The following is a 26,244-nucleotide window of genomic DNA, read 5'->3' as shown; positions in this document are numbered from 1 at the left end:
CTCAGAACGCTTCCGCCTCCAGCGCCATGGTGCTCTCGGCCCCGGCCTTGATCCGGTTGAGGCGCAGGGCGGTCTCCGGCAGCATCCGCTCCATGAAGAACCGGCCGCTCGTGAGCTTCGACTCCCAGCGGGGGGAGGGGGCCTCGGCGTGCTTGGCCTGGGCGGCCTTGGCGATCTTCGCCCACATGTAGCCGAGGGCCACGAGGCCGAAGAGGTGCATGAAGTCGGTCGCGCCGGCGCCGGCATTGTCGGGCTTGCTGAACGCGTTCTGCATCAGCCACATCACGGCACCCTGGAGGTCGTTCAGCCCGGCCTGGAGCGGCTTGGTGAACGGCGCCATGGCGGGATCCTCGCCGTGGTCCTTCAGGAAGGTCTGGACCTCGCCCAGGAACGTCATCATCGCCCGGCCGCCGTCCTTCGGCAGCTTGCGGCCGATCAGGTCCATGGCCTGGATGCCGTTGGCGCCCTCGTAGATCATGGCGATGCGGGCATCGCGCACGAACTGCGACATGCCCCATTCCTCGATGTAGCCGTGGCCGCCGAGGAGCTGCTGGGCCTCGACCGCGTTGGCGAAGCCGCGGTCGGTGAATACGCCCTTCACCACCGGGGTCATCAGGCCGAGATGGTCGTCGGCGGCCTGCCGCTCCTTGGCATCCTCGGAGCGGTGCAGGATGTCGGCCTGGAGCGCGGTCCAGAGCATGAGGGCCCGGGCCGCCTCGTTGAAGGCGCGGATCTGCATCAGCGTGCGGCGCACGTCCGGATGGACGATGATCGGGTCGGCGGCCTTCTCGGGCGCCTTGGCGCCGGTCAGCGCCCGGCCCTGGAGCCGGTCCTTCGCGTAGGCGGCGGCGTTCTGGTAGGCGACCTCGGACTGGCCGAGGCCCTGGACGCCGACGGCGAGCCGCGCCTCGTTCATCATCACGAACATGGCGTTGAGGCCGCGATTCTCCTGGCCCACGAGCCAGCCCGTAGCCCCGTCGTAGTTCATCACGCAGGTGGCGTTGCCGTGGATGCCCATCTTGTGCTCGAGGGAGCCGCAGGACACGCCGTTGCGCGCCCCGAGGGACCCGTCGGCGTTCACCAGGAATTTCGGCACCACGAACAGCGAGATGCCCTTTGTGCCGGCGGGCGCGCCCTCGATCCGCGCGATGACGAGGTGCACGATGTTCTCGGCGAGGTCGTGCTCGCCGGCCGAGATGAAGATCTTGGTGCCGGTGATGCTGTAGGAGCCGTCGCCGTTCGGCACGGCCTTGGTCTTGAGCAGCCCGAGATCCGTGCCGCAATGCGGCTCGGTCAGGTTCATGGTCCCGGTCCAGGCGCCCTCGACCATCTTGGGCAGGTACAGCGCCTTCTGCTCCTCCGAGCCGTGGACCAGCAGCGCCGCCATCGCGCCCTGCGTCAGGCCGGGATACATGCCGAAGGCGAGGTTCGCGCCCGAGGCGAATTCCTGGATCGCCGTGTTAAGGGTGTGCGGCAGGCCCTGGCCGCCATAGGCCTCCGGCACCGACAGGCCCATCCAGCCGCCGTTGGCGTAGGTGTCGTAGGCGGCCTTGAAGCCGGTCGGCGTGCGCACCGTCCCGTCGGCCTCGCGGCGGCAGCCCTCGACGTCGCCGGTGCGGTTGAGCGGGGCGAGCACCTCCTCGGCGAGCTTCGCGCCCTCGCGCAGGACGGCCTCGACCACGTCGGGCGAGGCGTCGGCGAAGCCCGCCAGGTTGTCCCGGGCATGGAAGCCGAGGACATCGGTGAGCAAGAACAGCGTATCTTCGACCGGAGCGCGATACTGCGGCATCTCTGGCTTCCCCCGTCTGGTGCGGGCCTCTCGGAACGGCCCGCCGCGTTGGCCGCATGTAAACGCCGCGCCGCTCCCGGAGCAACGGCTCCGCCCGCCCATCGCGCGACAGGCGCGGCCGTTCCACAGCGGCGCGTTGGTCGCGGCCATTACCGGGCCCTGCAAACCTTAACTTCGTGTTTACCAAGAAAGTTAATGGTCACGCTCGAACGATCCGACGCGTGCGTCCGTGGATACCGAATTCCGGTCCCGCTCTGCGCCGAGGAAACGGACGCCGAACGCTGCCGACGACAGGCCACCGATGACCCGCAACGCGATGCCGCAGCTCGACAGTTTCGATCCCGAGGTGCTCGACGCGGCCCGCGACGTGGCGGCGCGGGCCGGGGTCCCGCTCGAGACCTGGATCGCGTCGGTGGTGCCGCAGCAGCAATCGGCCGGTCAGGGAAATCGCCGGCACCGGCGGCGCCACCGCGCCGAGCAGCTCGCCCTCGGCGGCAACCGGCCCGAGGTCTCGGCCGAGCGCGCCCTCCCGCCGGCCTCGCCCGACCAGCGGGCCCACGGGACCGCGCCGCGCGCCGAGGGCTACGGCGACGGTATCGCCGCTCTGATGGACCGCCTCGACGGTCTCGACCGCGCCCTGGACCACGAGCGCCGCGCCGCCCAAGACGCCGAGGCGCGCCGCCTCGCGGAAATCGAGGCCCGCATCGAGCGCGCCCTGAAGGCGGCCCCCGTCCAGCAGGTCACCGAGCGGCTCGGCGACATCGAGCGCCGCATGTCCCAGCTCGGGGAGCAAGTCGCCGCGACCCGGCCGCCCGGCCGTCGCCCGCGTCCCGCCGCCGCCGACATCCGCAGCGCCGTCCAGGACATTCGCCAACGCCAGCGCGAGCTGGCACAGGGCGCCGAGCCGGCGCTCGCCGCGTCCCCGGCCGATGGCGGCGTCGTCGCCAGCATGCGCCTGGACCTCGCCCGCCGCCTGGAGGCGCGGATCGAGGAGGGCGTCGCCCCGTCGACCGCCCTGATCGAGCTTCAGGAGGAGACCACGCGCCTGCGCATGGCGATCAACGAGCTCGCGACGAGCCGGGACATCGGCGCCCTCGAGCAGGCCGTCGTCACCCTGGCGAGCGGCATCGAGCGCGCCCAGGCGGGGACCGATCTCACCGCCATCGCGGTGCCGATCGAGCAGGTCCGGGCCCAGGTCGAGCGCCTCGCCGAGGAGGTGGCCGAGAACGTCCACAGCCGCGTCGCGGAGGACGTCCGGCGCCTCGCCGAGCGCCTCGACACCGCCGCCGCGACCGGCGCCGCCGGTCCGGACGACCGGACCCTCGCGGGCCTGTTCGCCGAACTCGAGGAGATCCGCCGTCAGATCGCCGCGCTCGCCGGCCCGGAGCGCATCCAGGGTCTCGCGCAGAGCCTGCAGGCGGTGAGCGCGCAGATCGCCCAGCTGCAGCGGACGGCCGCCGGCCCCGACCTACGGCCGATCCTGGAGGAGATCCGCAGCGACGTGAAGATCGCCGCGCCGGCGGCGCTGGCGGAGCAGATCCAGGCACTCGCCGAGAAGGTCGACGTGCTCTGCGAGCGGGACGACTGGTCCGAGCGCACCGGCGACGTGAACGTGGCCCGCTCGGGCGACATGGCCTCCATCCACGCCATGCTCCGCAGCCTCGCCGAGAAGGTCGATCAGGTCGGCACCCGGTCCGAGCACGAGGGCCTCGACGCCCTGGAGCGGCAGGTGGTCTCGCTGGCCGGCCGCCTCGACGCGCCGCACAGCGCCGATCCGGCGCTGGCCGGGCTGGAGCGCACGATGGGCGACCTGCTGCGGCAGGTCACGGCGCTCCGGGAATCGGCGCCGAGCGAGGCCGTGGTGGAGCGTGCCGCCCGCAACGCGGTCGCCCAGACCCTTCAGACATCCGGCCTCGGTGCCGCCGAGTCCGGCGAGATCGGCCTCCTGCGCGCCAGCCTCGCGGACATGCAGGCCCGGCAGGTAGCCTCCGATCAGCGCCTCGGCGCGACCCTCGACGGGGTTCAGTCGGCCCTGGAGCGGCTCCTCGTCCGGCTCGGGCCCGCCGAGGCCGTCCCGGCGCGGGGGCCGTCCCTCGACGAGCGCCTGATGTCGTCGACGAGCCCGGATGTGGCCCTCGCGCCCGTCGAGGCGCGCGCAAGGTCGCGGCGCGACGGTGCCGAGGCATCTCGCCTGGCCGACGATCTTCTGGAGCCCGGCAGCGGCCGGCCGCCGCGCGAGCCGCGCGCTGCCCGCGAGCCCTCCGCCCGCCGGGCCGCGCAGGAGCGCCTCGGCGACGTCGTCGCCGCGCGATCCGCGGCCGACTCCAAGTCCGAGACCGACATCAAGACCAGCTTCATCGCGGCCGCGCGCCGGGCGGCCCAGGCTGCCCAGGCGGAGCTGGCCGCCGAGGCGCCCGCCGAGCGCCGGGAAGCCCGGAGTGACCGGGTCGCCGCTCTCCAGGGGGCAGCGACCGGCCGCCTCGGACGGTTGCGCGCCGAGATCGATCGCCGGCGCCGGCCGTTGCTGCTCGGCCTCGCGGCCATCGTGCTGGCACTCGGCGCGCTCCAGGCGATCACCATGCGCGGCACGGACGAGCCGCGGCCTGCGGCTCCGACGAGCCAGGTCGCGCCGTCCCGCGGCGATGCCGCGGAGGTCCAGAAGGACAATGCGGACGTCTCTAAGGACGCTTCGAAGGACGCCGCCAAGGAGAGCGCGGAGTCGAAGCCGGCGCCGGCTGATCCGACGACGACCCAGTCTCTGCCCAACTCCGTTCCCTCGGACGCCCGGCCCAATGCCAAGGCGGCGGTGCCGCAGGTCTCGGGGATGAACAGCCTGCAGGCCGAGTTCGGCAACCTGCCGCCGGCGCTGGCAAAGGTGAAGCTCGCCGCCCTCGACGGTGACGGCGCGTCGATCTGGGACCTCGCGACGCGGGAGGCCGATGGCCGCGGCATGCCGCGCGATCTGTCGATCGCCGCCAAGCTCTTCGAGAAGCTGGCCGCGGCCGGCTACGCGCCCGCTCAGTACAAGGTCGCGGGCCATTACGAGAAGGGCTCGGGCGTCGTCCGTGACCTCGACAAGGCGAAGCTCTGGTACGGCCGCGCCGCCGAGCAGGGCCACGCCCGTTCCATGCACAATCTGGCGGTGCTCTACGCCGAGAACCCGGCCGCCAACGGCAAGCCGGATTTCGCCTCCGCGGCCTCGTGGTTCCGGCAGGGCGCCGAGTTCGGCGTCCGCGACAGCCAGTACAATCTCGGCGTCCTCTACGCGCGCGGTCTCGGCCTGACGCAGGACCTGATCCAGTCCTACGCGTGGTTCTCCGCCGCCGCGAGCCAAGGCGACGACGATGCCGGCAAGAAGCGCGACGACGTGGCCAACAAGCTCAGCCCTGCCGACCTCGCCAGCGCCAAGAGCCTCGCTGCGAACTTCAAGCCGCGAAAGATCGACGCGGCGGTCAACGAGCCGCCCGCGCCGAAGATGCCGGCGAGCGCGCCGATGTCCCTCCTCGGCGCGCCGATGCCCGGCGCTGTCCCGTTCACGGCGCCGCCGCGCCGGAGCTGACGCCGCTTCGGGCCCGCGGCCCGGCCGCGGGTCCGACCTTGACCGCCACGCCGCGATGCGGGAACGCTGCGGCAGGGCGGCGTCGGACCGGGGTCGGATCGCGCGGGTCGCCAACCCTTGCCGATGCCCGGAGGATGGATGGCGCACCGGAACTCTGTCCCGATCGGCGCAATCGTTCTCGGCGTGGCCGGACTCATCCCGTTCCTGGGCTTCGCTGCCCTGGCGGTGTCGGGCACGGACGGCGGCCTGAGCAGCATCGGCCTGTCGCCGCGCACCATCCTGTCGGCCTACGGCGCCGTGATCGCCTCGTTCCTCGGCGGGATCCGCTGGGGCGCCGCCGCGGCGCGCAATGGCGGCAACGGCGATTATCTCGTGGCCATCGTGCCGTCCCTGGTCGCATGGGCCGCGATGGCCGCCCCCGCACCGTGGGACCTGCGCATCCTCGGCGGCCTCGTGCTCGCCTGGGGCCTCATCGATCAGGATCTGCCCCGCCGCGGGCTCACGCCCCTCTGGCTCGGCCGCCTGCGCCTGGTCCTCTCGGGCGTCGCCGGGGCCGCGCTCCTCGTGGCGGCCTGACCGCGGAGCGGCGGCCGTGCGGCACGCGCCGTCAGGTCTCGCGGCTCATCTCGCGCAGCAGGTTCAGGACGGCGGTGCGCCGCGCCGGCGACTTGATCGCCTGGAACAGCGCGGCGACCTCCGCGCAGTCGCGCGCGTCCTGGTCCGCCGCGGTCTCGTCGGGCCGCTCCGTCTGGAGGAAGTAGGTCGGACAGACATTCAGCGTGGCTGCGATCCGTTCCAGTAGCCAGCGCGTCGTCGGCGGGGTCGCGTCGTCAGTCATACCGTTGAAACTCGCACTCCGCCCGCTGGACCGATTCAAACGGCAGAGCTTTCCGCGGCTACCCTAGCCTTTCAGCGGCGGCGATGCCATCCTCAGGTTGCGTTCGACTCATCATTTGTCGCAGTGCGTGCATCAAATTCGAGCTAGGGCATGCCGCATTCGAAGCACCTCGATAGGACCTTCAGCGTGTTGCGCGATCTGGAACGGGCCGCCTCGCCCGACGAGATCGCGCGGCTCCTGGTCGACGCCTTCACCCGCTACGGGGTCTCGTACATCATGGCCGGGATCGTCCCGGAACCCGGCCTGCCGAAGCGGCGGCATGCCGGGTTCGTGCTCGCAAGCACCATGCCGGAAGGCTGGGCCCGCCGGTACGTGACGCAGGGCTACGCGCTCCACGACCCCACGGTCCGGCGGCTGTGCACCACGGCGACGCCCTTCGACTGGAGCGCCGTGCTGCCGGATACCCCGACGGCCGGGCGCGTCATGAACGAGGCCGGCGATTTCGGCATACGCGCGGGCATCACGATCCCGTTCGTGACCCTCGACGGCGAGCCGGGCGGGATCAGCGTCTCGGGGGAGCGGATCGAGATCGATCCGGCCGAGCGCGTCGCCCTCAACCTCGTCGCGACCTACGCGGTCGGTCAACTGCTGCTGATGAACAGCCGGCCGACGGGGCGCGCGCCGGTGCGCCTCTCGCCGCGGGAGCGCGAGACCCTGCAATGGGCGGCGGAGGGCAAGACCGACGTCGAGATCGGCATCGTCATGGGCATCACCGCCGCCGGCGTCGACTACCATCTGCGCTCGGCCCGGGCGAAGCTCGACACCGTCAACCGCGCCCACACCGTGGCGCAGGCGCTTCGAGCGGGTCTGATAACCTAGAGAACGCGCCACGCGGTCCGCACATTCCGCGGCCCGGCATCGGTGAACGCGGTTCGGACCGCGGCAAGTCCTTGGCGCCGCTGCCGGCTGCGCGCGCGGACCCTACGGTTTCTCGTAGTACACAGCCCCCGGTGAAACGACGAAAATCCACGCCAGACCAACGTGAGGTTTGCTCGTGATCCACATCGTCACCCCCGCCAACGCGGATCGCTACGCCGACGCGATGGAGCAGGCCTGGCGCCTGCGCCACGACATCTTCGTTGCCGAGAAGGGCTGGAGCGAGCTGGCCAGGCCGGACGGCCGCGAGATCGACCAGTTCGACACGCCGCACGCGATCCACTTCCTCGCCATGGAGGACGACACCGTCGTCGGCTACAGCCGGCTCCTGCCGACCACGCGCCCGCATCTCCTGTCGGACGTCCTGCCGCAGCTCTGCGAGGGCGAGCGGCCGGTCGGCCCCCAGATCTGGGAATGGACCCGCCAGGGCGTCGCTCGCTCGCACCGGGCCAAGGGCCGCGTCGTCAATCCGGTCTCGATCGCGCTGCTCACCGGGATCGTGGAGTGGGGCCTCGCCCACGGGGTCAACAGCCTGCTGCTGCAGATGCCGACCCTCTACATGATCCACGTCATCCAGCTGCATTTCCGCCCGCAGCCGCTCGGTCTGCCCGTCCTGATCGCCGGCGAGGAGATCATGGCCGCGACCGCCCGGTTCGACGCCCGCACCCTGGCCAAGCTCCGCGCCGTCCGCGGCGACAGTCGCTCGGTCCTCGTCTCCGAACCCGCTTACCTGGTGGCCTGAACATGATCTTCGACAGCAAGGATACCGCACTGGACGCGCTCGCCGCGCAGTGCCTGCGGGTTCGCGAACTCATCGACTCGGTCGGCGATCCGCTGATGCGGGCCGCCATCGACCTCCTGCTTCTCGAGGTCGCCCGGGCCCTCGCCCAGACGGGTCCGCAGGACCAGGCGAGCGGCGCCTAAGGCGCCGGCGGCACGCGGATGTGAAAGCGGCGGGCGTCCCGGAGGACGCCCGCCGCTTTTCGCGTCGAGGCTGGAGCCTCAGGCGCCCATCGCGGTCTTCAGGTTCTGGTCGACCTTGTCGAGGAAGCCGGTGGTCGAAAGCCACTTCTGGTCCGGTCCGACGAGGAGGGCGAGGTCCTTGGTCATGTGGCCGGCCTCGACCGTGTCGACGCAGACCTTCTCCAGGGTGGCGGAGAACTTCGCCAGATCGTCGTTGCCGTCGAGCTTGGCGCGGTGCGAAAGGCCCCGGGTCCAGGCGAAGATCGACGCGATCGAGTTGGTCGAGGTCTCGCGGCCCTTCTGGTGCTCGCGGTAGTGGCGGGTGACGGTGCCGTGCGCGGCCTCGGCCTCGACGGTCCGGCCGTCCGGCGTCATCAGCACGGAGGTCATCAGGCCGAGGGAGCCGAAGCCCTGCGCGGCCGTGTCGGACTGCACGTCGCCGTCGTAGTTCTTGCAGGCCCAGACGTAGCCGCCCGACCACTTCAGGCAGGAGGCCACCATGTCGTCGATCAGGCGGTGCTCGTAGGTGATGCCGAGCGGCTTGAACTTCGACTCGAACTCCTCCTCGTAGACCTTCTGGAACAGGTCCTTGAACCGGCCGTCATAGGCCTTGAGGATCGTGTTCTTGGTCGACAGGTAGACCGGGTACTTGCGCGCGAGGCCGTAGTTCATCGAGGCGCGGGCGAAGTCGATGATCGACTGGTCGAGGTTGTACATCGACATCGCGACGCCGGCCTCGGGAAACTTGAACACCTCCTTCTCGATGACCGTGCCGTCATCGCCCTCGAACTTGATGGTCAGGCGGCCCTTGCCGGGCACCTTGAAGTCCGTGGCGCGGTACTGGTCGCCGTAGGCGTGGCGGCCGATCACGAAGGGCTGGGTCCAGCCGGGCACCAGGCGGGGCACGTTCTTGCAGATGATCGGCTCGCGGAAGATCACGCCGCCCAGGATGTTGCGGATCGTGCCGTTGGGCGAGCGCCACATCTCCTTGAGGCCGAATTCCTGCACCCGCTGCTCGTCGGGGGTGATGGTGGCGCACTTCACGCCGACGCCGTGGCGCTTGATCGCCTCGGCGGCGTCGACCGTCACCTTGTCGTTGGTGGCGTCGCGGTGCTCGACGCCGAGGTCGTAATACTCGAGATCGACGTCGAGATAGGGATGGATGAGCTTGTTCTTGATCTCGGCCCAGATGATCCGGGTCATCTCGTCGCCGTCGAGCTCGACGACGGGGTTCGCTACCTTGATCTTCGCCATGGACCGATGCCTTCCCGCGTTGTCCCCGCGCACGGCATGCAAGGGCCGTGCGGTCGTTGTCCCGGGTGGCCTGACGGGCGCCCCGGGCCGGAATCGCCCCGCGACATAGCGCGGCCCTTCCGGCGACGGAAGGCGCGCGCTGTCATCCGGGCGGCATCGTCACTCGGCCCTCGACGGGTGCGGGCCCGCCGTGCCAGACGGCCGCCATGACGAGCCGAGACGCACAGGGCGACGCCCCCGAGGTTTCCCCGAGGAAGGTCACCGAACTGCCGCCCGGGATCGCCCCTACGGTGATCTTGGTGGAGCCGCAACTCGCCGAGAACATCGGCATGACAGCCCGTGCCATGGCGAATTTCGGCCTCTCGGAGCTGCGCCTCGTCAACCCGAAGAACGGCTGGCCCAAGAAGGGCGTGCGCGAGGCGGCCTCGGGCGCGACACACGTCCTCGACGCGGCCACGATCTACGGCAGCGTCGCCGAGGCCGTCGCCGACTGCCGGTACGTGCTGGCGACCACGGCGCGGGAGCGCGGGCAGATGAAGCGGGTGTTCGCACCCGAGGAGGCCATGGGCGAGCTCGCGGCCCGCGAGGGCCAGCGCACCGCGGTGATGTTCGGCCGCGAGCGGGTCGGCCTCACCAACGACGAGGTGTCGCTCGCCGACGCGATCGTCACCTTCCCGGTCTCCCCGGACTTTCCCTCGCTCAACCTCGCCCAGGCGGTGCTGCTGATCGGCTACGCGTGGCGGCAGGCGAGCGGCCGGGCGCGCCTGCCCTTCACGGGCGAACTCCTGTCGCCGCCGGCGACCCGCGAGGCGCTGATCGCGCTGTTCGGAAGCCTGGAGTCGGCGCTCGACGGGGCCGGCTTCTACCCGCCGGAGAAGAAGGAGATCATCGCCCGCAACATGCGCGACATGCTCCACCGCATGTGCCTGACCGAGCAGGATGTGCGGACGTTTCGCGGGGCGCTGCGGGCCCTGGCGCGGAAGGGCGGCTGATCAGCCGGAGGCCGGCGTCATCTCCGGCGGCTTGCCGCCGCCGAAGCAGCGGCCGACCGCCTCCCAGAACGCCGTCTGCTCCTCGGGGGTGCACTGCGCCATGCGCGCCTCGACCTTGGCGCGTCCGGCCACCGCGTCGGGCGTCGCGGCGACCTCGGTCTCGCTCGGGTTCCTCGCCTCGGCCATGGGCAATCCTCCGTTGCAGAACGAAAGCGCAGCTGGGCCGTGCAGTTCCGTTCCGCGGCGCAATCGGGCATGGAGTCGGCGATTCGCGGAGCGGCCGCGCGGTGGCGGGACGAGGGCGGGGTATCGGGTGCGGCTCAGCGTGGACAATCTGGCCTGCCGCCGCTCCGGCCGCCGCATCTTCGCCAACCTGTCCTTCGCCCTCGGACCCGGCGACGCCCTGGCGATCACCGGGCGGAACGGCGCGGGCAAGTCGAGCCTCCTCGCCATCCTGTCGGGCCGGCTGCGGGCCGATGCCGGGCGGGTCGACGTCTCCGACGTCGGCGAGGCGAGCCTGCCCGAGTGCCTCCACGCGGTCGGCCATCGCGACGGGCTGAAGAGTTCGCTCACTGCGGGAGAGAACCTCCTGTTCGCCCAGCGGCTCCTGGGCGCGCCGCGCCTGAACCCGCGCGCCGCGCTGGAGCGGCTCGGCCTCGGCCACGCGCACGACCTGCCGGTGGCCTATCTCTCGGCGGGCCAGCGGCGGCGCGTGGCCCTGGCGCGGCTCCTCGTCTGCGCCCGTCCGCTCTGGCTCCTGGACGAGCCGACCGCCGCCCTCGACACGGCCTCGCAGGCGGTGCTCGCCGCGCTGATGGAGGGCCATCGGGCCGGCGGTGGCCTCGTGATCGCCGCCACCCACCAGTCCCTCGGCCTCGCCGAGGCGGCGGAGCTGCGCATCGAGACCGCGGCCGCGGCACCGGTCGCGGACGCACTGGAGGAGTGGGCGTGATTCGCGCGGTCCTCGCCCTCGTCGCCCGCGACCTGCGCCTCGCCGGCCGGGTCGGCGGTTCCGGCGCCCTGTCGCTGGTCTTCTTCCTGATGATCGTCGCGCTGGTGCCCTTCGCCCTCGGGCCCGATCTCAACCTGCTGTCGCGGATCGGCCCGGCGATCCTGTGGCTCGCCGCCGTGCTGGCGACGCTGATCGGCCTCGACCGCCTGTTCCAGGCCGACGAGGAGGACGGCTCCCTCGACCTGATGACCGCCGCGCCGGTGCCCCTCGAGCTGGTCGTGCTCGGCAAGGTCGCGGCGCACTGGCTGACGACCGGGCTTCCGCTGGCGCTGGCCGCGCCGCTCTTCGGCCTGCTGGTGGCCCTCGACGGCACCGCCATGGGCGCGACGTCCCTGACGCTGCTCGCCGGCACCCCGGCCCTGAGCTTCATCGGCGCGGTGGGCGCGGCGCTCACCGCCTCGATTCGCCGGGGCGGCCTGATCCTGGCCGTGCTGGTCCTGCCGCTGATGATCCCGACGCTGATCTTCGGCGTCTCGGCCGCGCAGGCGGCGAGCGGCGGCACGGTGCCGTTCCTCGTGCCGCTGGCGGTGCTGGCGGCGCTGACGCTGATCGCCGCCGTGGTCGGGACGCTGGCGGCGGCGGCGGCCCTGCGCTGGCCCGAATAGCCGGAGCGCTCCTGCGAGAGCCGGCCGGCGCCCGTCATCGTCGCGGCGATGCGGCCTCCCGCGATCCGACGTCTTCAAAGAAGCCTGCCGGATGCGTCCCGGCGCCCGGACTGAGGCCGAGGCCCGCGATCCGGTTTCGCCTCCGAGCGCGTTGACGCGCGGCGCCCCCCTGACTATAGAAGCCGCTTCGCCGAGGGGCCGCGCTTTCGCGCGCGTTGCGTCTCGGCCATCGCCAGACAACCTGACGCGACGACCGATTTCCGGCACAGCCGGCCCGTCGGCATCGCCCGACGAGAAACACGAGGACGTACATGGCCAACACCGCTTCGGCCAAGAAGATGACCCGCAAGATCGCCAAGCGCACGGCGATCAACCGCTCGCGCCGCTCGCGCATGCGGACCTTCGTCCGCAAGGTCGAGGAGGCCATCGCCACCGGTAACCAGCAGGACGCGCTGGCCGCCCTCCGCGCCGCCGAGCCCGAGATGATGCGCGCTGCACAGCACGGCATCGTTCACAAGAACAATGCCTCGCGGAAGGTCTCGCGCCTCGCCGCCCGCGTGAAGGCGCTCGCCGCCTAAGACGCCACGCACCACCGAGACGGTCTCGAGCCCGGCCTTCGCGCCGGGCTTTTTCGTGCGCGCTGTCTGGATCGGGCCGCGCGCTGCCGGCGGCGCCATGAGTCGAAAGCGTTAACCCTATCCAAGAATCAGCACGATTGCGGTTCCCGGAAACGGCGTGTAGCTTAACAGAAACTGACACCGGGCAAGCAAAACACGACGATTTTGGGACTCCAGCGAATCGATCTGATTCGCCAAGACTCTAGCCGCCGTGTTCAGCTCCCGCGGGAACACTTGCGAATGGGAATCGGCTCCGTCCCCACAAGTCCCACTGTTAAAGGAACCGTAGGTAATTGTTGATAGGCTCTCCCAATCGGCAAAAGTTCCTCGCGGTGGGGTTGACTCCGTCCAGAGGACTCTGTCCCGCCCGTTCTTGCGGGACGCTGAGGGCGTAATTCGTGCGTACGCGCCGCCTGCGGGATTCCGTGGGCAGCGTCGGGAGAGCCAGTGATGCGTGTCGACGGAACGGTGGCGAGCGACGACGACGGGGGCCGCAACGGCGGTGGCAACACGGATTACGGGTCTGCCTGGGCCCGGGTGAAGCGCCGGCTGCGGGCCGAACTCGGCGAGGACGTGTTCGCCAGCTGGTTCGCCCGGCTGGAGCTGGAGGCCGTGGCCGGCGGAACGGCCCGCCTGACGGTCCCGACCCGCTTCCTGAAGAGCTGGATCGAGTCGCACTACCTCGACCGCGTCCTCAATACCTTCAAGGCCGAGGTCGAGGAGATCGCGCGGATCGAGGTCGGCGTGCGCGGGACCGGGGCGCCGGTCCGTCCGGTCGCCGTCGGAGCCGCGAAGGCAGGCCCGGTCAGCGGCCCGCTCGCCCGCCTCCACGCGACCAGCGCGCCGATGCCGGTCGCCGCGGTCGCGCCGACGCCCGAGGCGCGCGGCGCCGAGGCCGGCGGTGACCTGAGCGGCACGCCGCTCGACGCGCGGCTGACCTTCGCGAGCTTCGTGATCGGGCGCTCGAACGCGCTGGCGCACGCAGCCGCCGAGCGGGTCGCCAATCACCAGGGGGAGGGCGCGCTCTACAACCCGCTCTACCTCCACGCGGGCGTCGGGCTGGGCAAGACCCACCTGCTGCACGGGATCGGCCACGCCGCCCGCGAGGCCGGCCGCCGGGTCATCTACCTGACCGCCGACCGCTTTATGTACGGCTTCGTCAACGCCCTGAAGACCCAGTCGGCGCTCGCCTACAAGGAGCGGCTGCGGGGCATCGACCTGCTGATCCTGGACGACGTCCAGTTCATCCAGGGCAAGTCGATCCAGGCCGAGTTCGGCCACACGATCAACGCGCTCATCGATGCCGGCCGTCAGGTCGTGGTCGCCTCCGACCGGCCCCCGACCGAACTCGAGGCCCTGGACGAGCGGGTGCGCTCGCGGCTCGGCGGTGGCCTCGTGGTCGAGATCACGGCCCTCGACGAGGCCCTGCGCGTCTCGATCCTGTCGGCACGCCTCGCCGCCGTGCGGGCCGCGCATCCGGGCTTCGACGTCTCGCCGCAGGTGGCGGCCTACGTGGCCCGCGCGATCACCGCCAACGGCCGCGACCTCGAGGGCGCGGTCAACCGCCTGCTGGCCCACGCCACGCTCACCGGCACCGCCGTGACGATGGAGACGGCCGAGAGCGCGATCCGCGACCTCGTGAAGAACCGCGAGCCGAAGCGGATCAAGATCGAGGACATCCAGAAGCTGGTCGCCTCGCGCTACAACGTCTCGCGGTCCGACATCCTGTCGGAACGGCGCACCGCCGCGGTGGTGAAGCCGCGCCAGATCGCCATGTACCTGTCGAAGGTCCTGACGCTGCGCTCGCTGCCGGAGATCGGCCGCCGCTTCGGAGGCCGCGACCACACCACGGTGCTGCACGCTGTGCGCAAGATCGAGAAGCAGATCGGCGAAGATTCGGTGCTCGGCGACGAGGTCGAGCTGCTGAAGCGGATGCTTCAGGACTAGTCGAACGCGCGAGATTTCCCGCATCGCGTCCGGGCTGAGTTTGCTCTTTCAGGAGCAGGTTCGATCCGGGCGGGTGCGGGGACGGCCGGGCACCCGGCTGATCTGGCCGAGCCCGCACGAGCACGACCAAACCACCCCCGCTGTCACGCGCCCTTCGCCAGCTCCCCGCTATCGGGGCTGGCCGAGGGCGCGCGCGCCGTGGCAGACTGGCGCGAACCGAGACGGCCCTGTAAGGCCGCGTCGCCGACCGGCGAAGATCGACGCCCCGGGGGAGTGCTGATGACGGACGCCTTCATCTACGACCACGTTCGCACGCCGCGCGGGCGCGGCAAGGCGGACGGCTCCCTCCACGAAGTCACCGCCCTGCGGCTCGCCGAGACCGCGCTCCGCGCCCTCAAGGACCGCAACGGACTCGATACCGGCCTCGTCGACGACGTGGTGCTGGGCTGCGTCGATCCGGTGGGCGAGGCGGGGGGCGACATCGCCCGCGCCGCCGCCCTCGTGGCGGATTACGGCGCGCACGTCCCGGGCGTGCAGATCAACCGCTTCTGCGCCTCCGGCCTCGACGCGGTGAACTTCGCCGCCGCGCAGGTCATGAGCGGCCAGCACGAGATGGCGGTGGGCGGCGGCGTCGAATCGATGAGTCGCATCGGCATCGGCGCCTCGGGCGGCGCCTGGCCGGTCGACCCGGCGATCGCCATCAAGTCCTACTTCATGCCGCAGGGCGTCTCGGCCGACCTGATCGCCACCAAGTACGGCTTCACACGGGACGATTGCGACGCCTACGCGGTCCGCTCCCAGGAGCGCGCCGCGAAATCCTGGGGTGAGGGGCTGTTCGACCGCTCGGTGGTTCCGGTCCGCGACGTGAACGGCATCACGCTGCTCGACCGCGACGAGCACATGCGTCCAGGCACCGACATGCAGTCGCTCGCCGCGCTGAAGGCCTCGTTCGTGCAGATGGGCCAGATGGGCGGCTTCGACGCCGTCGCGACGGACGCGCATCCGGACGTGGAGAGCGTTGAGCACGTCCACCACGCCGGCAACTCCTCCGGCATCGTCGACGGCGCCGCCGCCGTGCTGATCGGTTCCCGCGCTGCCGGCGAGGCCGCGGGCCTGCGCCCGCGCGCCCGGATCCGCGCCTTCGCCAATATCGGGTCCGACCCGGCCCTGATGCTCACCGGGCCGGTGGACGTCACCCGCAAGGTGCTGGCGAAGTCGGGCCTGAGCCTGTCGGACATCGACCTGTTCGAGGTCAACGAGGCCTTCGCGGCCGTGGTCCTGCGCTTCTGCCAGGCCTTCGACCTCGATCCGGAGGCGGTCAACGTGAACGGCGGCGCCATCGCCCTCGGCCACCCGCTCGGCGCCACCGGCGCGATGATCCTCGGAATAGTGCTCGACGAGCTGGAGCGGACCGGCAAGGAGCGCGCGCTGGTCACGCTGTGCATCGGCGCCGGCATGGGCACCGCGACTATCATCGAGCGGGTGTGAACCCCCGCGCGGCCGGGAGCGGCGCCGCGCCGCTCCCCAAAGTCCGGGAACGCTGCTAGAGGCGCGGGCGACGCTCGGCCCTTTCGTGGTCCGGACGATAAAACAACGGGAGACAAGCCCTTGAACCGCCTGATTGCGACGCTCTGTCTGGGCGTCACCCTGAGCCTGCCGGTGGCCGCTCGCGCCGATGACGCGGCGGACCGCGTCGCCGCGGCCACCAACCTCGTCAACAAGACCCTGATCAAGAACCTCCAGACCGGGTTCAACGTCGCCCTCGAGAAGACCGTGGCGCCGATGCCGGAGGCCCGCGCCGAGGCCGTGCGCAAGGAGCTGCTGGACGAGTTCGAGAAGCAGCGGACCCTCATGGTCCAGGGGCTCTCGAAGGACTACGCCGAGAAGTTCAGCCTCGCCGAGCTCAAGCACCTCGACGAGATCTACTCGGACCCGACCTACCTCAAGTTCCAGACGATGAACGCCGACCCGAACTCGTCGGTCACGGCGATCTCGCAGAACTCCGTCACCAAGCTGCTCAACATGCTGGCGGTGGCCGCGGCGACCGACAACGGACCGAAGCCCGGCGCCCCGCCGGCGCCGACGGTTCCGCCGGCCGCAGCTCCGGCCCCGGCGCCGAAGTAGTCGATGAACGCCGCGCGCGTCGGTCGGGTGTCAGGCCGCGCGCGCGGCCACCATGGGGGTGAAGCCCGCGACCGGGGGCAGCCCCTCCAGGAGGGGCTTGGCGAAGTGATAGCCCTGGACGAGCGTGATCCCGATGCTGCGCAGGGCGTCGAGCTCCGCCGCGGTCTCCACGCCCTCGGCGAGCACCGCCACGTCGAGGGCTCGGGCGATGGCGACCACGCCCGAGACGATGGCGTAGCGTCCGGAATCGCTGTCGAGGCCGCGCAGCACGTCCATGTCGATCTTGATCAGGTCGGGGCGGAAATTGGCGAGCAGGCTCAGGCCCGCGAAGCCGGCGCCGAAATCGTCGAGCGCCGTCAGGAAGCCCTGCTTCCGGTAGGCGGCGACGATGCCCTTGACGTGATCGATGTCCCGGAAGCGCTCCTGCTCGGTGAACTCGAACATGATCCGCCGGTGTGCGAAGTCGATGCGCCGCGCCGCCTCGAGCGAGGCGCGGATGCAGGCGTTCGGCTCGTAGACCGCGTTGGGCATGAAGTTGATGGACAGCCGGGTGGCGCTGTCGCGGGGAAACAGCGTGCCGGCGAGCTCGATCGCCTTGACGCGGGCGGCCTGGTCGAACTGGTAGCGGGTCTCGTCGGTCACCCGGTCGAGGATCGTAAAGGCCGGCTCACCCTTCGGGCCGCGCACCAGCGCCTCGTAGGCCCAGACGCTGCCGTCCGCGAGGTCAAGGATCGGCTGGAACGCCATCGTGAAGTCGAAGTCGAGCTTGGTGCCGGCGCGACAGGCGCGGCAGCCGGAATCCTTCGTCATGTGCGGCTTTCGGTGAGTGACCCCGGCCGGCAGACAATGGCCGGACGCGCTCAACACCACCTTAACGCAAATGCGCCGGCGGATCGTCGGCGGAACCCAGGGAGGACGGCACCGTGACGCTGACCGATTTCCGCTTCGAGACCGATCCCGACGGCGTCGCTCTGGCGATCTGGGACATGCCCGGCCGCTCGATGAACGTGATCACCGAAGGCGTGATGGACCAGCTCGAGCAGATCATCGAGCAGGTCGCGTCCGACCCGGCGATCAAGGGCTGCGTCATCGCCACCGGCAAGGACAATTTCTCCGGCGGCGCCGATCTCACCATGCTCCAGGGCCTGGGCCGGGCCTACGAGCAGCTGAAGGCCGAGCAGGGCGAGGAAGTGGCGATGCGCCACTTCTTCGAGGCCTCCCGACGCCTGTCGCTGCTGTTCCGGCGGCTGGAGACCTGCGGCAAGCCCTTCGCGGCGGCGATCCAGGGCCTGTGCCTGGGCGGCGCCTTTGAGCTGGCGCTGTCGTGCCATCACCGCGTCGCCTCCGACGACGGGAAGACCCGGGTCGGCCTGCCGGAGATCAAGGTCGGCCTGTTCCCGGGCGGCGGCGGCACGCAGCGGGTCGCCCGCCTGATGCAGACCGGCGACGCCCTGCAGATGCTGTTCAAGGGCGAGCAGATCCGCGCGCCCATGGCCAAGGGCATGGGGCTGATCCACGCGGTGGCGCCGCAGGCCGAGATCGTGGAGCGCGCCAAGGCCTGGATCCGCGAGGGCGGCTCGGCTGTGGCGCCCTGGGATGTGCCGAAGTTCAAAGCGCCGTCCGGCAAGGTCTACTCGCCGGCCGGCATGATGATCTGGCCTCCGGCCAACGCCATCTACCGCCGCGAAACGCACGACAATTACCCGGCCGCCAAGGCGATCCTGGCCTCCGTGTACGAGGGCCTGCAGCTGCCGATGGACCTCGCCCTGCGGGTCGAGAGCCGGTACTTCGCGCATATCCTGCGCTCGACCGAGGCGGCGGCGATGATCCGCACGCTGTTCATCTCCATGGGCGAGCTGAACAAGGGCGCGCGCCGCCCGAAGGACGTGCCGGCCACCAACCTGCGCAAGGTCGGCGTGATCGGCGCCGGCTTCATGGGCGCGGGCGTCGCCTACGTCACTGCCCAGGCCGGGATCGAGGTGGTGCTGGTCGACCAGTCGGTCGAGGCCGCCGAGAAGGGCAAGGCCTACGCCCACACGCTCATCACCGGCCAGATCAACAAGGGCCGCGCCAAGACCGCCGACCGGGAGGCGCTGCTCGGCCGGATCCAGGCCACGGCGGATTACGGCGCCCTCGCGGAGTGTGACCTCGTGATCGAGGCCGTCTTCGAGGATCCGCGGGTGAAGGCCGAGGTGATCCAGAAGGTCGAGGCGGTGATCCGCCCCGACGCGATCTTCGCGTCCAACACCTCGACCCTGCCGATCACCGGCCTGGCCAAGGCGTCGCAGCGGCCCGCGCAGTTCGTCGGCATCCACTTCTTCTCGCCCGTGGAGAAGATGATGCTCGTCGAGATCATCAAGGGCGAGGCGACCGGGGACGCGGCGCTCGCCACCGCCCTCGACTACGTGCGGCTGATCAAGAAGACCCCGATCGTCGTCAACGACGCCCGCGGCTTCTTCGCCAACCGCTGCGTCGGCGCCTACATCCTCGAAGGCCACAAGATGCTCTTCGAGGGCGTGCCGCCGGCGATGATCGAGAGCGCCGGCCGCCAGGCGGGCATGCCGGTCGGGCCGCTGTCGCTCAACGACGAGGTCGCCCTCGACCTCGTGCTCAAGATCGCCAAGGCCACCGAGGCGCAGGTCGGGCAGGGCGCCGTCGACCCGGCGCAGAAGGCGATCCTCGCCGAGATGGTCGAGAACCAGGGCCGGCTCGGCCGCAAGAACCGCAAGGGCTTCTACGACTATCCCGAGGGCGCGCCGAAGCGCCTCTGGCCCGGCCTGAAGGACCTGCAGCCGAACCGCCTCGACCCCGACGCCGTCGATTTCACCGAGCTGAAGCAGCGGCTCCTCGTGGTCCAGGCGCTGGAGGCCGCCCGCACGGTCGGCGAGGGCGTGGTCACCGACCCGCGCGAGGCCGATGTCGGCTCGATCCTCGGTTTCGGCTTCGCGCCGTTCACCGGCGGGACCCTGTCGTACATCGACTTCATGGGCGCGGCGGCCTTCGTCGACCTCGCGCGGACGCTCGAGGCCAAGCACGGGCCCCGGTTCCACGTGCCCGACAACCTGGCCGCGATGGCCGAGAACGGGGGCACCTTCTACGCCGGCGCCGAGAAGCGCGCCGCCTGAGCGACGTCGGCCGGACGCCCGCCCGCGGCGTCCGGCAGCTGAGCGAGCTCCTCCAGCAGGACCGTCCGCGCGCAGGCGCCGAAGGCCCGCATCAGCCGCCCCCGGGCGTGGTCCGGGGGGAACAGCAGCGCGAAGTGCACCGGGAGCGCGGGGGCGAAGGGACGGATCGCGATCGGCGAGACCTTCGCCTCCTCGTGGGCGGCCAGCGGGTTCATGACGCTGATCCCGAGCCCGGCCGAGACGAGGGTGCAGATCGAGGCGCCGAGGCCGGCCTCGGCGGTGATGGTCAGGCCGATGCCGGCGGCCTCGAAGACGGCCTCGGTCCGGTCGCGCAGGGCGCTCCCGAGCGACGCGGCGACGAAGGGCACGCCCTGAAAATCCGCGGGCGCGAGCGATTCCCGCGCGGCGAGGGCGTGGTCCCGCGGCAGGACGGCGACGCAGGCGCGCGTCTCGACATGCTCGGCGCGCGCCTCCGGGGCGTCGCCGTACAGCATCGTCAGCGCGGCGTCGCAGGAGCCGGTGGCGAGCCAGTGGTTCACGGTCTCGTCGTCGCCGGAATGGATCGCCACGATCACGTCCGGATGCGCGGCCCGGAAGCGGACGACCGCGCGCGCGAGGAGCCCGCCCGCCAGTCGCGGCATCGCCGCCACCCGCAGCCGCTCCGCCCCGAAGGCGCGGATCCGCGCGGCCGCCGATTCCAGGCTCGTGAGGCCCACGAAGGCGCGCTCGACCTCCGCGTGGAACCGCGTCCCGTCGAGGGAGGGGACGACCCGGCTCCCGCTGCGGTCGAACAGGGGCAGGCCGGTGATCAACTCCAGCTGCGCGATCAGCCGGCTGACCTGCGGCTGCGAGGTATGGAGCCGGCGGCTCGCCTCGGTCATGGACCCGGTGGCCACCACGGCCCGGAAGGCCTCGATGTGCCGGAAGGTCATGCGTCGCTCGGCCATATCAGATCCGTATGCTCGGCAGGTGAATCGGCATTGGACGCCCGCGCGCGGCCGCTCCTAGGATCGGTCGGCAAAGCTTCGGGCCGACTCCCCGTCGGGGCGGCCGGGCGCTGCGCCGGTTCAGACATAGCGAGGGGGTTCGGATCGTGTCGAGGACGCTGCCGCTTCTGTTGGCCACTCTGTGCTGGGCCGGCCTCGCCGCGCCGTCGGTCGCCGAAGGGCGCCTCGACAAGATCCGCGCGACCGGACAGATCAGCCTCGGCTTCCCGGACGCGTCGCCGCCCTTCGGCTTCCTCGACCAGAACGCCAAGCCGGTGGGCTATTCGCTGGAGATATGCGAGCACGTCGCGCAGAAGCTCAAGGCCGCGCTCGGCCTGCCCAAGCTCGAGGTGCGCCACGTGCCGGTGATGTCGGCGACCCGGATCCCGCTGATCAACAACGGCACGATCGACCTGGAATGCGGCACCGCCAGCAACCTGCCCGAGCGGCACAAGCTGGTCTCGTTCGCGCCGACAACCTTCGTGGCGCAGGTGGTGCTGGTGGCCAAGAAGGACACGCCGGTGGATGTCGACGACATCGCGTCGTTCCGCGGCAAGGCCATCTCGGCGCAGGCCGGCGGCGAGACCCAGCGCGTCGCCACCCGGATCAACGTCCGCGACAAGCTCGACATCCAGGTGATGCCGGCCAAGGACACCGCCGAGGTGTTCCTGCTCGTGGAGACCGGCCGCGCGGCGGGTGCCATCAACGACGACGCCCTGGCCCACGCCACGGTTGCGGGGGCCAAGCGGCCGGCGGATTACAAGATCGGCACCAAGGGCCTGGAATTCGCCCCCTACGGGATCCTGGAGCCGAAGGACGACGCGGCCTTCAAGGCTGCGGTCGACAAGGCGGTGGTCGAGCTGATCCAGGACGGGACCGTGGCGCGGCTCTACGGCAAGTATTTCGAGCAGCCGATTCCGCCGAAGGGTATCAACTTGGAGTTGCCGATGAGCGACGTGCTCAAGCGGGCGCTCGCCAACCCGACCGATTCCGGCGACGAGGCGGCCTACCGGTAGGGCGGCGAGACCGACATGCGAGACGATCACGGCGAAGCCACGGACGCGCCGTCCGCGGTCGACCTGCGGAGCGACACCGTCACCCGGCCGACCGAGGCGATGTACGCCCGGATGCGGTCGGCGCCGCTGGGCGACGACGGGCTCGATGCCGACCCGACCGCCCGCGCGCTCGAGGAGACCGCCGCCGCGATGCTCGGCAAGGCGGCGGCCCTGTTCGTGCCGAGCTGCACGATGGGCAACCTGCTGGCGATCCTGGCCCAGGTTCAGCGCAGCGAGCAGGTCCTGCTCGAGGCCCAGGCCCACATGCTCCACACCGAGCGCGGGGCCGCCACCCTGACCGGGGTGTTCCTGGACGGGATCGCCGGGACCGACGGTGCCATGGATCTCGACCGGCTCGAGGACGCCCTCTGGCCGGGCGCGAGCCCGCTGTCGACGGCCATGATTGCGCTGGAGACCTCGCACAACGCCGCCGGCGGCACCGTGCTGCCGCCGGACCATATGGCCGCGGTGGCGGAGATCGCCCGCGCGCGCGACATAAAGGTCCATCTCGACGGGGCCCGCCTGTTCAATGCCGCCACCCATCTCGGGGTCGCGCCGGCGGACCTCGCGGCCCATGTCGACACCGTGTCGCTGTGCCTGTCGAAGGGCCTCAGCGCTCCGGTCGGCGCCGTGCTCGCCGGCGACGGGCCGGTGATCGCGGCGGCGCGTCGCTTGCGGAAGATGATCGGCGGAACGCAGCGGCAGGTCGGGATCGTGGCCGCCGCCGGCCTGGAGGCGATCACCGTCATGGGCGCGCGCCTCGCCGAGGACCACGACCGGGCCCGGCAGCTGAGCGCCGGGCTGAACGCCCTGCCGCGCCTCGCGGCGAGCCTGCCGCAGACCAACATCGTGCAGGTCGACCTCACTCGGACCGGGCGGGACAGCGCGCGCTGGGTCGCCGATCTCGACGCGGCCGGTATTCGCACGCGCCCGCTCGGCGCGCGGCGGCTGCGGCTCGTCACGCACCGGCACATCGCGGCGACCGACATCGATCGCGCCGTCGCGGCCTTCCGCGCCTGCCTCAACGCGACCTGAGCCCGGTCAGGCCGCGCCCGCGACCCGGGTCTTCGCGTTGAGCATGCGGGCGAGGAGCACGACGTCGCCGGCATTGTCCGAGAGCAGATCGGTGATGTCGCCGACCTCCAGCGCCTTCACGTGGCGGCAGCGCATGCCGTAGCGGCCGGCCGTGCAGGTGCAGCGCAGCTCCGGGCCCCCCGGCCGTTCCTCCAGGCTGACGTGGTAGCGGTTGCCGGTCGAGCCGCGCATGGCGAACCGCAGGGCCGCCGGCGCGTCGGGGAAGCTTGCCACGGCCCGGGCGCTGATCGCACCCGGCACGCGGCGCGGCACGGCGGGACCGCCGACCGCCCGCGCGACCGGGAGGCCGAGCGCGGCCGCGAGGGCGTGCACGTCCGCGACCGCCCGCTCGCGCATCGCGGCGAGCGCGATCTCCGCGCAGGCGAAGGCGTCCTCGCCGGCGTCGTGGTGCTCGAAGCGGATGCCGAGGCGCCGCGCGACCTTGCCGAGCCCGCAGCCCTCCGGCGCCGGGAAGACCCGGCGTGCCACCTGGACCGTGCAGAGATAGGCGAGATCGGGGACCGGCAGGCCGGCCCGTGTCAGCCCGGCGCGCAGGACGCCGATATCGAAGCTCGCGTTGTGCGCCAGGATCAGCCCCCGCCCGAGATCGCCGAGATAGGGCGCCATGACGGCGGCGAAGTCGGGCTTGTCGGCGACGTCGGCCGGCAGGATCCCGTGGACGCGGATGTTGCCCGGTGCGAACCGCATCTCGGGCGGCCGGATCAGGTGGCTCTCGCGGCGCACGACGCGGCCGTCGGCGATCCAGGCCAGACCCACCGCGCAGGCGCTGTCACGCCGCTCGTTGGCCGTCTCGAAGTCGAGGGCCAGGACCGTCATCGAGGCTCAACCATGCCGGGTGGAAGTTCTCGGGGTGTTCCCCGAGAGGTCTAGGCCGCCCGGACTCGGGCTTCAACCCTGCGCCACCATCGCCAGCCAGTCGTCCTCCGAGACGACCCGGACGCCGTGCTTCTCCGCGTCCTTCAGTTTCGAGCCCGCACCGGGGCCGGCCACGACCAGGTCGGTCTTGGCCGAGACCGAGCCCGAGACCTTCGCCCCCAGGCGCTCGGCTACCGCCTTGGCCTCGTTGCGGGTCATCTTCTCCAGGGTGCCGGTGAAGACCACGGTCTTTCCCGCGAAGGTGGAGGCCGCGGCGGCCCGCTCCATCGGCTGCACCGCCACCGCGTCGAGCAGGGCCGCGACGGCGTCGGCATTGTGCGGCTCGGCGAAGAACAGGAGCAGCGCGTCGGTCGCCACCGGGCCGATCTCGCCGTCGTCGGCGAAGACCCGGTAGGCGTCGCCGGGACGCTGCGCCGCAGCCCGCGCGATCGCCGCGCGCACTGCGTCGACGTCGCCGTAATGGGCGAGGAGGTTCTCGCGCTGGACGGCGCTCAGGCGCGCCCGCTCCTTGGCCGGCGCCGCGTCGTCCTCCGGGAAGCCGAGATCGAGGAGCCGGTCCCGGGTCGTGCCCCCGACCCGCGGCACCGCGGTGAGCTCGACCCAGTCGGGACCGGGCTGCGCCGCCGCGGCCTCGCGGATCGCCGCGATCAGCGTCGGCATGTCGGCGAAGCGCTTCGCCAGCGCCTTGGCGGTCGCCTCGCCGATCTGCGGGATGCCGAGGGCGAAGAGCAGGCGGTTCATCGGCACGGCGCGCCGCGCCTCGACGGCGGCGAGCAGGTTCCGGATCGCCTTGTCGTCCTCGTCGCCCTTCTTCTTGGCGGCCTTCTTGGGCGGCTCGCCCGTCCCAGAGTCCGCGCGCCGCTCGGCCGAGAGCGCCTCGCGCCGCGCCACGATGGCGGCCTTCAGTTCCGCGAAGTCGAGGCGGAACAGGTCGGCGGGCTGGCGCACGAGCCCGGCCTCGAACAGGACCTCGATATAGGTCTCGCCGAAGCCCTCGATGTCGAAACCGTTGCGCGACACGAAGTGCTTCATCCGCTCGACGCCCTGCGCCGGGCAGATCAGCCCGCCGGTGCAGCGGCGCACCGCGTCGGGCCGGCCGGTGCGGGGGTTGACGGCGCGGACGGCGCGGCTGCCGCAGGCCGGGCAGGTCTCCGGGAAGGCGTAGGGCCGCGAGTCGGCCGGGCGCTTCGTGAGGTCGACATCCATGACCTTCGGGATGACGTCGCCGGCCCGGACCACCGTGACCGTGTCGCCGACGCGGATGTCGCGGCCGTCGCGGATCGGCTCGCCGTCGGCGCCGACGCCCTTCACGTAGCCCTCGTTGTGCAGGGTGGCGTTCGACACGACGACGCCGCCGACCGTCACGGGACGGAGCTTGGCGAGCGGGTTCAGCGAGCCTGTGCGGCCGACATTGATGACGATGTCCTCGACGACCGTGGTGGCTTCCTGGGCGGCGAATTTGTGGGCGAGCGCCCAGCGGGGCGAGCGCGAGACGAAGCCCAGCCGCTTCTGGAGCGCGAGGTCGTCGACCTTGTAGACGACGCCGTCGATGTCGTAGCCGAGCCCGGCCCGGTCGGCCTCGATGCCGCGGTAATGGGCGAGCATCGCCTCCGTGTCGGTGAAGGTCTGGGTCCGCGGGTTCACCGGCAGGCCCCAGGCCGCGAAGTGCTCCAGCACGCCGGTCTGCGTGTCGGCGATCGGCGCCGACAGCTCGCCCCAGGCATAGGCGAAGAATCGCAGCGGCCGGGACGCGGTGATCGCGGGATCGAGCTGGCGCAGGCTGCCGGCGGCGGCGTTGCGCGGGTTGGCGAAGAGCGGCTTGCCGGCCGCCTCCTGCCGGGCGTTGATGGCGGCGAAGTCGGCGTGGGACAGGTAGACCTCCCCGCGCACCTCGCAGATCTCCGGCCAGCCGGACCCCGCGAGCACCGCCGGGATGTCCTGCACCGTGCGGGCGTTGGCCGTGACGTTCTCGCCCACCTCGCCGTCGCCGCGGGTGGCGGCGGTGTCGAGCCGGCCGTTCACGTAGCGCAGGGACAGGGACAGGCCGTCGATCTTCGGCTCGGCCGTGAAGGCGAGGGGGGCGTCGTCCGGCCAGCCGAGGAAGCGGCGCACGCGCGCGACGAACTCGGCCACCTCCGCGTCGTCGAAGGCGTTGCCCAGCGAGAGCATCGGCACGGCGTGCCGCACCTTGGCGAACTTCTCCGAGGGCTTGGCGCCGACCGACGTGCTGGCGGCGCCCGTGCCGGCGAGGTCCGGGAAGCGGGCCTCGATGTCTTCCAGGCGGCGGCGCAGCCGGTCGTACTCGGCGTCCGATATCTCGGGCGCGTCCTCCTGGTAGTAGAGGCGGTCGGCCTCCAGGATCGCGTCCGACAGCCGCGCGTACTCGGCGCGCGCTTCCTCGGCGGTGAGGTCGAGATCGAGCGGTTCGGATTTCGTGGCGGCCATGCCGGGGTTCTAACGCATCGGCGGCC

At 71.5% G+C, this 26,244-nt stretch carries 23 protein-coding genes; 15 read left to right on the top strand and 8 right to left on the bottom strand.

Translation table 11 applies throughout. The features are described 5' to 3' along the window. Nucleotide 1: 1 nt before the first annotated feature. Entirely contained in the window at nt 2-1,789 is a 1,788-nt protein-coding gene (locus tag ASG32_RS02505) for an acyl-CoA dehydrogenase C-terminal domain-containing protein (protein ID WP_056522123.1), read from the bottom strand. A gap of 301 nt (nt 1,790-2,090) precedes the next feature. Here ASG32_RS02505 and ASG32_RS02500 point away from each other — a divergent pair, with 301 nt between their 5' ends. Together ASG32_RS02500 and ASG32_RS02495 are read left to right on the top strand one after the other, a co-directional pair. Further along, a complete protein-coding gene (locus ASG32_RS02500) occupies nt 2,091-5,348 on the top strand; it encodes an SEL1-like repeat protein (RefSeq protein ID WP_056522120.1) in 3,258 nt (1,085 codons plus the stop codon). Between the two features lie 138 nt (nt 5,349-5,486). Continuing rightward, on the top strand, nt 5,487-5,924 hold the full coding sequence (locus ASG32_RS02495) for a DUF3429 domain-containing protein (RefSeq protein ID WP_020091372.1): 438 nt from the start codon (nt 5,487-5,489) through the stop codon (nt 5,922-5,924). 31 nt (nt 5,925-5,955) lie between these two features. Here ASG32_RS02495 and ASG32_RS02490 read toward each other — a convergent pair whose 3' ends face one another. Next, nucleotides 5,956-6,186, bottom strand: coding sequence for a hypothetical protein (locus ASG32_RS02490; RefSeq protein WP_020091373.1), 231 nt, complete (start codon nt 6,184-6,186; stop codon nt 5,956-5,958). Between the two features lie 150 nt (nt 6,187-6,336). On the opposite strand from ASG32_RS02490, the gene ASG32_RS02485 reads away from it, so the two are divergent. The 3 genes from ASG32_RS02485 (at nt 6,337) to ASG32_RS02475 (ending at nt 8,046) form a co-directional block, all read left to right on the top strand. Further along, nucleotides 6,337-7,065 (top strand): autoinducer binding domain-containing protein, encoded by a 729-nt coding sequence (locus ASG32_RS02485; RefSeq protein ID WP_056522117.1) that lies wholly within the window; start codon nt 6,337-6,339, stop codon nt 7,063-7,065. A gap of 175 nt (nt 7,066-7,240) precedes the next feature. Continuing rightward, entirely contained in the window at nt 7,241-7,864 is a 624-nt protein-coding gene (locus tag ASG32_RS02480; RefSeq protein WP_056522302.1) for an acyl-homoserine-lactone synthase, read from the top strand. 2 nt (nt 7,865-7,866) lie between these two features. Then, nucleotides 7,867-8,046, top strand: a complete 180-nt coding sequence (locus ASG32_RS02475) for a hypothetical protein (RefSeq protein ID WP_020091376.1) — start codon at nt 7,867-7,869, stop codon at nt 8,044-8,046. A gap of 78 nt (nt 8,047-8,124) precedes the next feature. Here ASG32_RS02475 and ASG32_RS02470 read toward each other — a convergent pair whose 3' ends face one another. Next, nucleotides 8,125-9,339, bottom strand: a complete 1,215-nt coding sequence (locus tag ASG32_RS02470; RefSeq protein ID WP_020091377.1) for an NADP-dependent isocitrate dehydrogenase — start codon at nt 9,337-9,339, stop codon at nt 8,125-8,127. Nucleotides 9,340-9,545: 206 nt separating this feature from the next. Between ASG32_RS02470 and ASG32_RS02465 the strand changes: the two genes are divergently transcribed. After that, on the top strand, nt 9,546-10,331 hold the full coding sequence (locus tag ASG32_RS02465) for an RNA methyltransferase (RefSeq protein ID WP_056522113.1): 786 nt from the start codon (nt 9,546-9,548) through the stop codon (nt 10,329-10,331). On the opposite strand, the gene ASG32_RS02460 is transcribed toward ASG32_RS02465, so the two are convergent. After that, on the bottom strand, nt 10,332-10,517 hold the full coding sequence (locus ASG32_RS02460; protein WP_056522110.1) for a hypothetical protein: 186 nt from the start codon (nt 10,515-10,517) through the stop codon (nt 10,332-10,334). Nucleotides 10,518-10,644: 127 nt separating this feature from the next. Between ASG32_RS02460 and ccmA the strand changes: the two genes are divergently transcribed. From ccmA to ASG32_RS02430, 6 genes are all read left to right on the top strand, one after another. Next, a complete protein-coding gene (gene ccmA / locus ASG32_RS02455; protein WP_056522107.1) occupies nt 10,645-11,283 on the top strand; it encodes a heme ABC exporter ATP-binding protein CcmA in 639 nt (212 codons plus the stop codon). Further along, nucleotides 11,280-11,948, top strand: coding sequence for a heme exporter protein CcmB (gene ccmB / locus ASG32_RS02450; RefSeq protein ID WP_056522298.1), 669 nt, complete (start codon nt 11,280-11,282; stop codon nt 11,946-11,948). Before ccmA ends, ccmB begins: the two co-directional genes overlap by 4 nt. A 311-nt stretch (nt 11,949-12,259) precedes the next feature. After that, the gene (gene rpsT / locus ASG32_RS02445; protein ID WP_007561677.1) at nt 12,260-12,526 is read left to right on the top strand and encodes a 30S ribosomal protein S20; all 267 of its coding nucleotides are present in this window, start codon (nt 12,260-12,262) and stop codon (nt 12,524-12,526) included. 489 nt (nt 12,527-13,015) lie between these two features. Further along, complete coding sequence (dnaA, locus tag ASG32_RS02440; protein ID WP_020091382.1) at nt 13,016-14,512, top strand: chromosomal replication initiator protein DnaA; 1,497 nt, start codon at nt 13,016-13,018, stop codon at nt 14,510-14,512. A gap of 279 nt (nt 14,513-14,791) precedes the next feature. Further along, entirely contained in the window at nt 14,792-16,000 is a 1,209-nt protein-coding gene (locus ASG32_RS02435; protein WP_056522295.1) for an acetyl-CoA C-acetyltransferase, read from the top strand. Between the two features lie 120 nt (nt 16,001-16,120). Then, nucleotides 16,121-16,636, top strand: coding sequence for a hypothetical protein (locus ASG32_RS02430; RefSeq protein ID WP_056522105.1), 516 nt, complete (start codon nt 16,121-16,123; stop codon nt 16,634-16,636). A gap of 30 nt (nt 16,637-16,666) precedes the next feature. Here ASG32_RS02430 and ASG32_RS02425 read toward each other — a convergent pair whose 3' ends face one another. Beyond that, nucleotides 16,667-17,446 carry an EAL domain-containing protein gene (locus ASG32_RS02425; protein ID WP_056522102.1) on the bottom strand — a complete coding sequence of 260 codons (780 nt, stop codon included), beginning with the start codon at nt 17,444-17,446 and terminating at the stop codon, nt 16,667-16,669. Nucleotides 17,447-17,559: 113 nt separating this feature from the next. On the opposite strand from ASG32_RS02425, the gene ASG32_RS02420 reads away from it, so the two are divergent. Then, nucleotides 17,560-19,761: a 3-hydroxyacyl-CoA dehydrogenase NAD-binding domain-containing protein gene (locus ASG32_RS02420; protein WP_056522100.1), complete on the top strand. Its 2,202-nt coding sequence runs from the start codon at nt 17,560-17,562 to the stop codon at nt 19,759-19,761. Here ASG32_RS02420 and ASG32_RS02415 read toward each other — a convergent pair. Continuing rightward, a complete protein-coding gene (locus tag ASG32_RS02415) occupies nt 19,731-20,693 on the bottom strand; it encodes a LysR substrate-binding domain-containing protein (protein WP_244491769.1) in 963 nt (320 codons plus the stop codon). The two genes, ASG32_RS02420 and ASG32_RS02415, sit on opposite strands and share 31 nt — an antisense overlap. Nucleotides 20,694-20,878: 185 nt before the next feature. On the opposite strand from ASG32_RS02415, the gene ASG32_RS02410 reads away from it, so the two are divergent. Further along, on the top strand, nt 20,879-21,763 hold the full coding sequence (locus ASG32_RS02410) for an amino acid ABC transporter substrate-binding protein (protein WP_056522091.1): 885 nt from the start codon (nt 20,879-20,881) through the stop codon (nt 21,761-21,763). Nucleotides 21,764-21,778: 15 nt separating this feature from the next. Next, on the top strand, nt 21,779-22,837 hold the full coding sequence (locus ASG32_RS02405) for a GntG family PLP-dependent aldolase (protein WP_056522089.1): 1,059 nt from the start codon (nt 21,779-21,781) through the stop codon (nt 22,835-22,837). 6 nt (nt 22,838-22,843) lie between these two features. Here the strand turns inward: ASG32_RS02405 and ASG32_RS02400 are convergent, their stop codons facing one another. Together ASG32_RS02400 and ligA are read right to left on the bottom strand one after the other, a co-directional pair. After that, on the bottom strand, nt 22,844-23,713 hold the full coding sequence (locus tag ASG32_RS02400) for a 3'-5' exonuclease (protein WP_056522087.1): 870 nt from the start codon (nt 23,711-23,713) through the stop codon (nt 22,844-22,846). A 72-nt stretch (nt 23,714-23,785) separates the two neighbouring features. Then, nucleotides 23,786-26,218, bottom strand: a complete 2,433-nt coding sequence (gene ligA / locus ASG32_RS02395) for an NAD-dependent DNA ligase LigA (protein WP_056522084.1) — start codon at nt 26,216-26,218, stop codon at nt 23,786-23,788. Between the last annotated feature and the right edge of the window lie 26 nt (nt 26,219-26,244).

This window comes from Methylobacterium sp. Leaf361 (assembly GCF_001424445.1).
Taxonomy (GTDB): domain Bacteria; phylum Pseudomonadota; class Alphaproteobacteria; order Rhizobiales; family Beijerinckiaceae; genus Methylobacterium.
The sequence above is the reverse complement of the archived record's forward strand: the minus strand, read 5'-3'. Positions and strand labels throughout refer to the sequence as shown.

Excerpts from the sequence above, each read along its gene's own strand:
- ASG32_RS02505 (WP_056522123.1), bottom strand. The coding sequence starts at position 1,789 with ATGCCGCAGTATCGCGCTCCGGTCGAAGATACGCTGTTCTTGCTCACC.
- ASG32_RS02500 (WP_056522120.1), top strand. The coding sequence starts at position 2,091 with ATGACCCGCAACGCGATGCCGCAGCTCGACAGTTTCGATCCCGAGGTG.
- ASG32_RS02495 (WP_020091372.1), top strand. The coding sequence starts at position 5,487 with ATGGCGCACCGGAACTCTGTCCCGATCGGCGCAATCGTTCTCGGCGTG.
- ASG32_RS02490 (WP_020091373.1), bottom strand. The coding sequence starts at position 6,186 with ATGACTGACGACGCGACCCCGCCGACGACGCGCTGGCTACTGGAACGG.
- ASG32_RS02485 (WP_056522117.1), top strand. The coding sequence starts at position 6,337 with ATGCCGCATTCGAAGCACCTCGATAGGACCTTCAGCGTGTTGCGCGAT.
- ASG32_RS02475 (WP_020091376.1), top strand. The coding sequence starts at position 7,867 with ATGATCTTCGACAGCAAGGATACCGCACTGGACGCGCTCGCCGCGCAG.
- ASG32_RS02470 (WP_020091377.1), bottom strand. The coding sequence starts at position 9,339 with ATGGCGAAGATCAAGGTAGCGAACCCCGTCGTCGAGCTCGACGGCGAC.
- ASG32_RS02465 (WP_056522113.1), top strand. The coding sequence starts at position 9,546 with ATGACGAGCCGAGACGCACAGGGCGACGCCCCCGAGGTTTCCCCGAGG.
- ASG32_RS02460 (WP_056522110.1), bottom strand. The coding sequence starts at position 10,517 with ATGGCCGAGGCGAGGAACCCGAGCGAGACCGAGGTCGCCGCGACGCCC.
- rpsT (WP_007561677.1), top strand. The coding sequence starts at position 12,260 with ATGGCCAACACCGCTTCGGCCAAGAAGATGACCCGCAAGATCGCCAAG.
- dnaA (WP_020091382.1), top strand. The coding sequence starts at position 13,016 with ATGCGTGTCGACGGAACGGTGGCGAGCGACGACGACGGGGGCCGCAAC.
- ASG32_RS02435 (WP_056522295.1), top strand. The coding sequence starts at position 14,792 with ATGACGGACGCCTTCATCTACGACCACGTTCGCACGCCGCGCGGGCGC.
- ASG32_RS02425 (WP_056522102.1), bottom strand. The coding sequence starts at position 17,446 with ATGACGAAGGATTCCGGCTGCCGCGCCTGTCGCGCCGGCACCAAGCTC.
- ASG32_RS02415 (WP_244491769.1), bottom strand. The coding sequence starts at position 20,693 with ATGACCTTCCGGCACATCGAGGCCTTCCGGGCCGTGGTGGCCACCGGG.
- ASG32_RS02405 (WP_056522089.1), top strand. The coding sequence starts at position 21,779 with ATGCGAGACGATCACGGCGAAGCCACGGACGCGCCGTCCGCGGTCGAC.
- ASG32_RS02400 (WP_056522087.1), bottom strand. The coding sequence starts at position 23,713 with ATGACGGTCCTGGCCCTCGACTTCGAGACGGCCAACGAGCGGCGTGAC.
- ligA (WP_056522084.1), bottom strand. The coding sequence starts at position 26,218 with ATGGCCGCCACGAAATCCGAACCGCTCGATCTCGACCTCACCGCCGAG.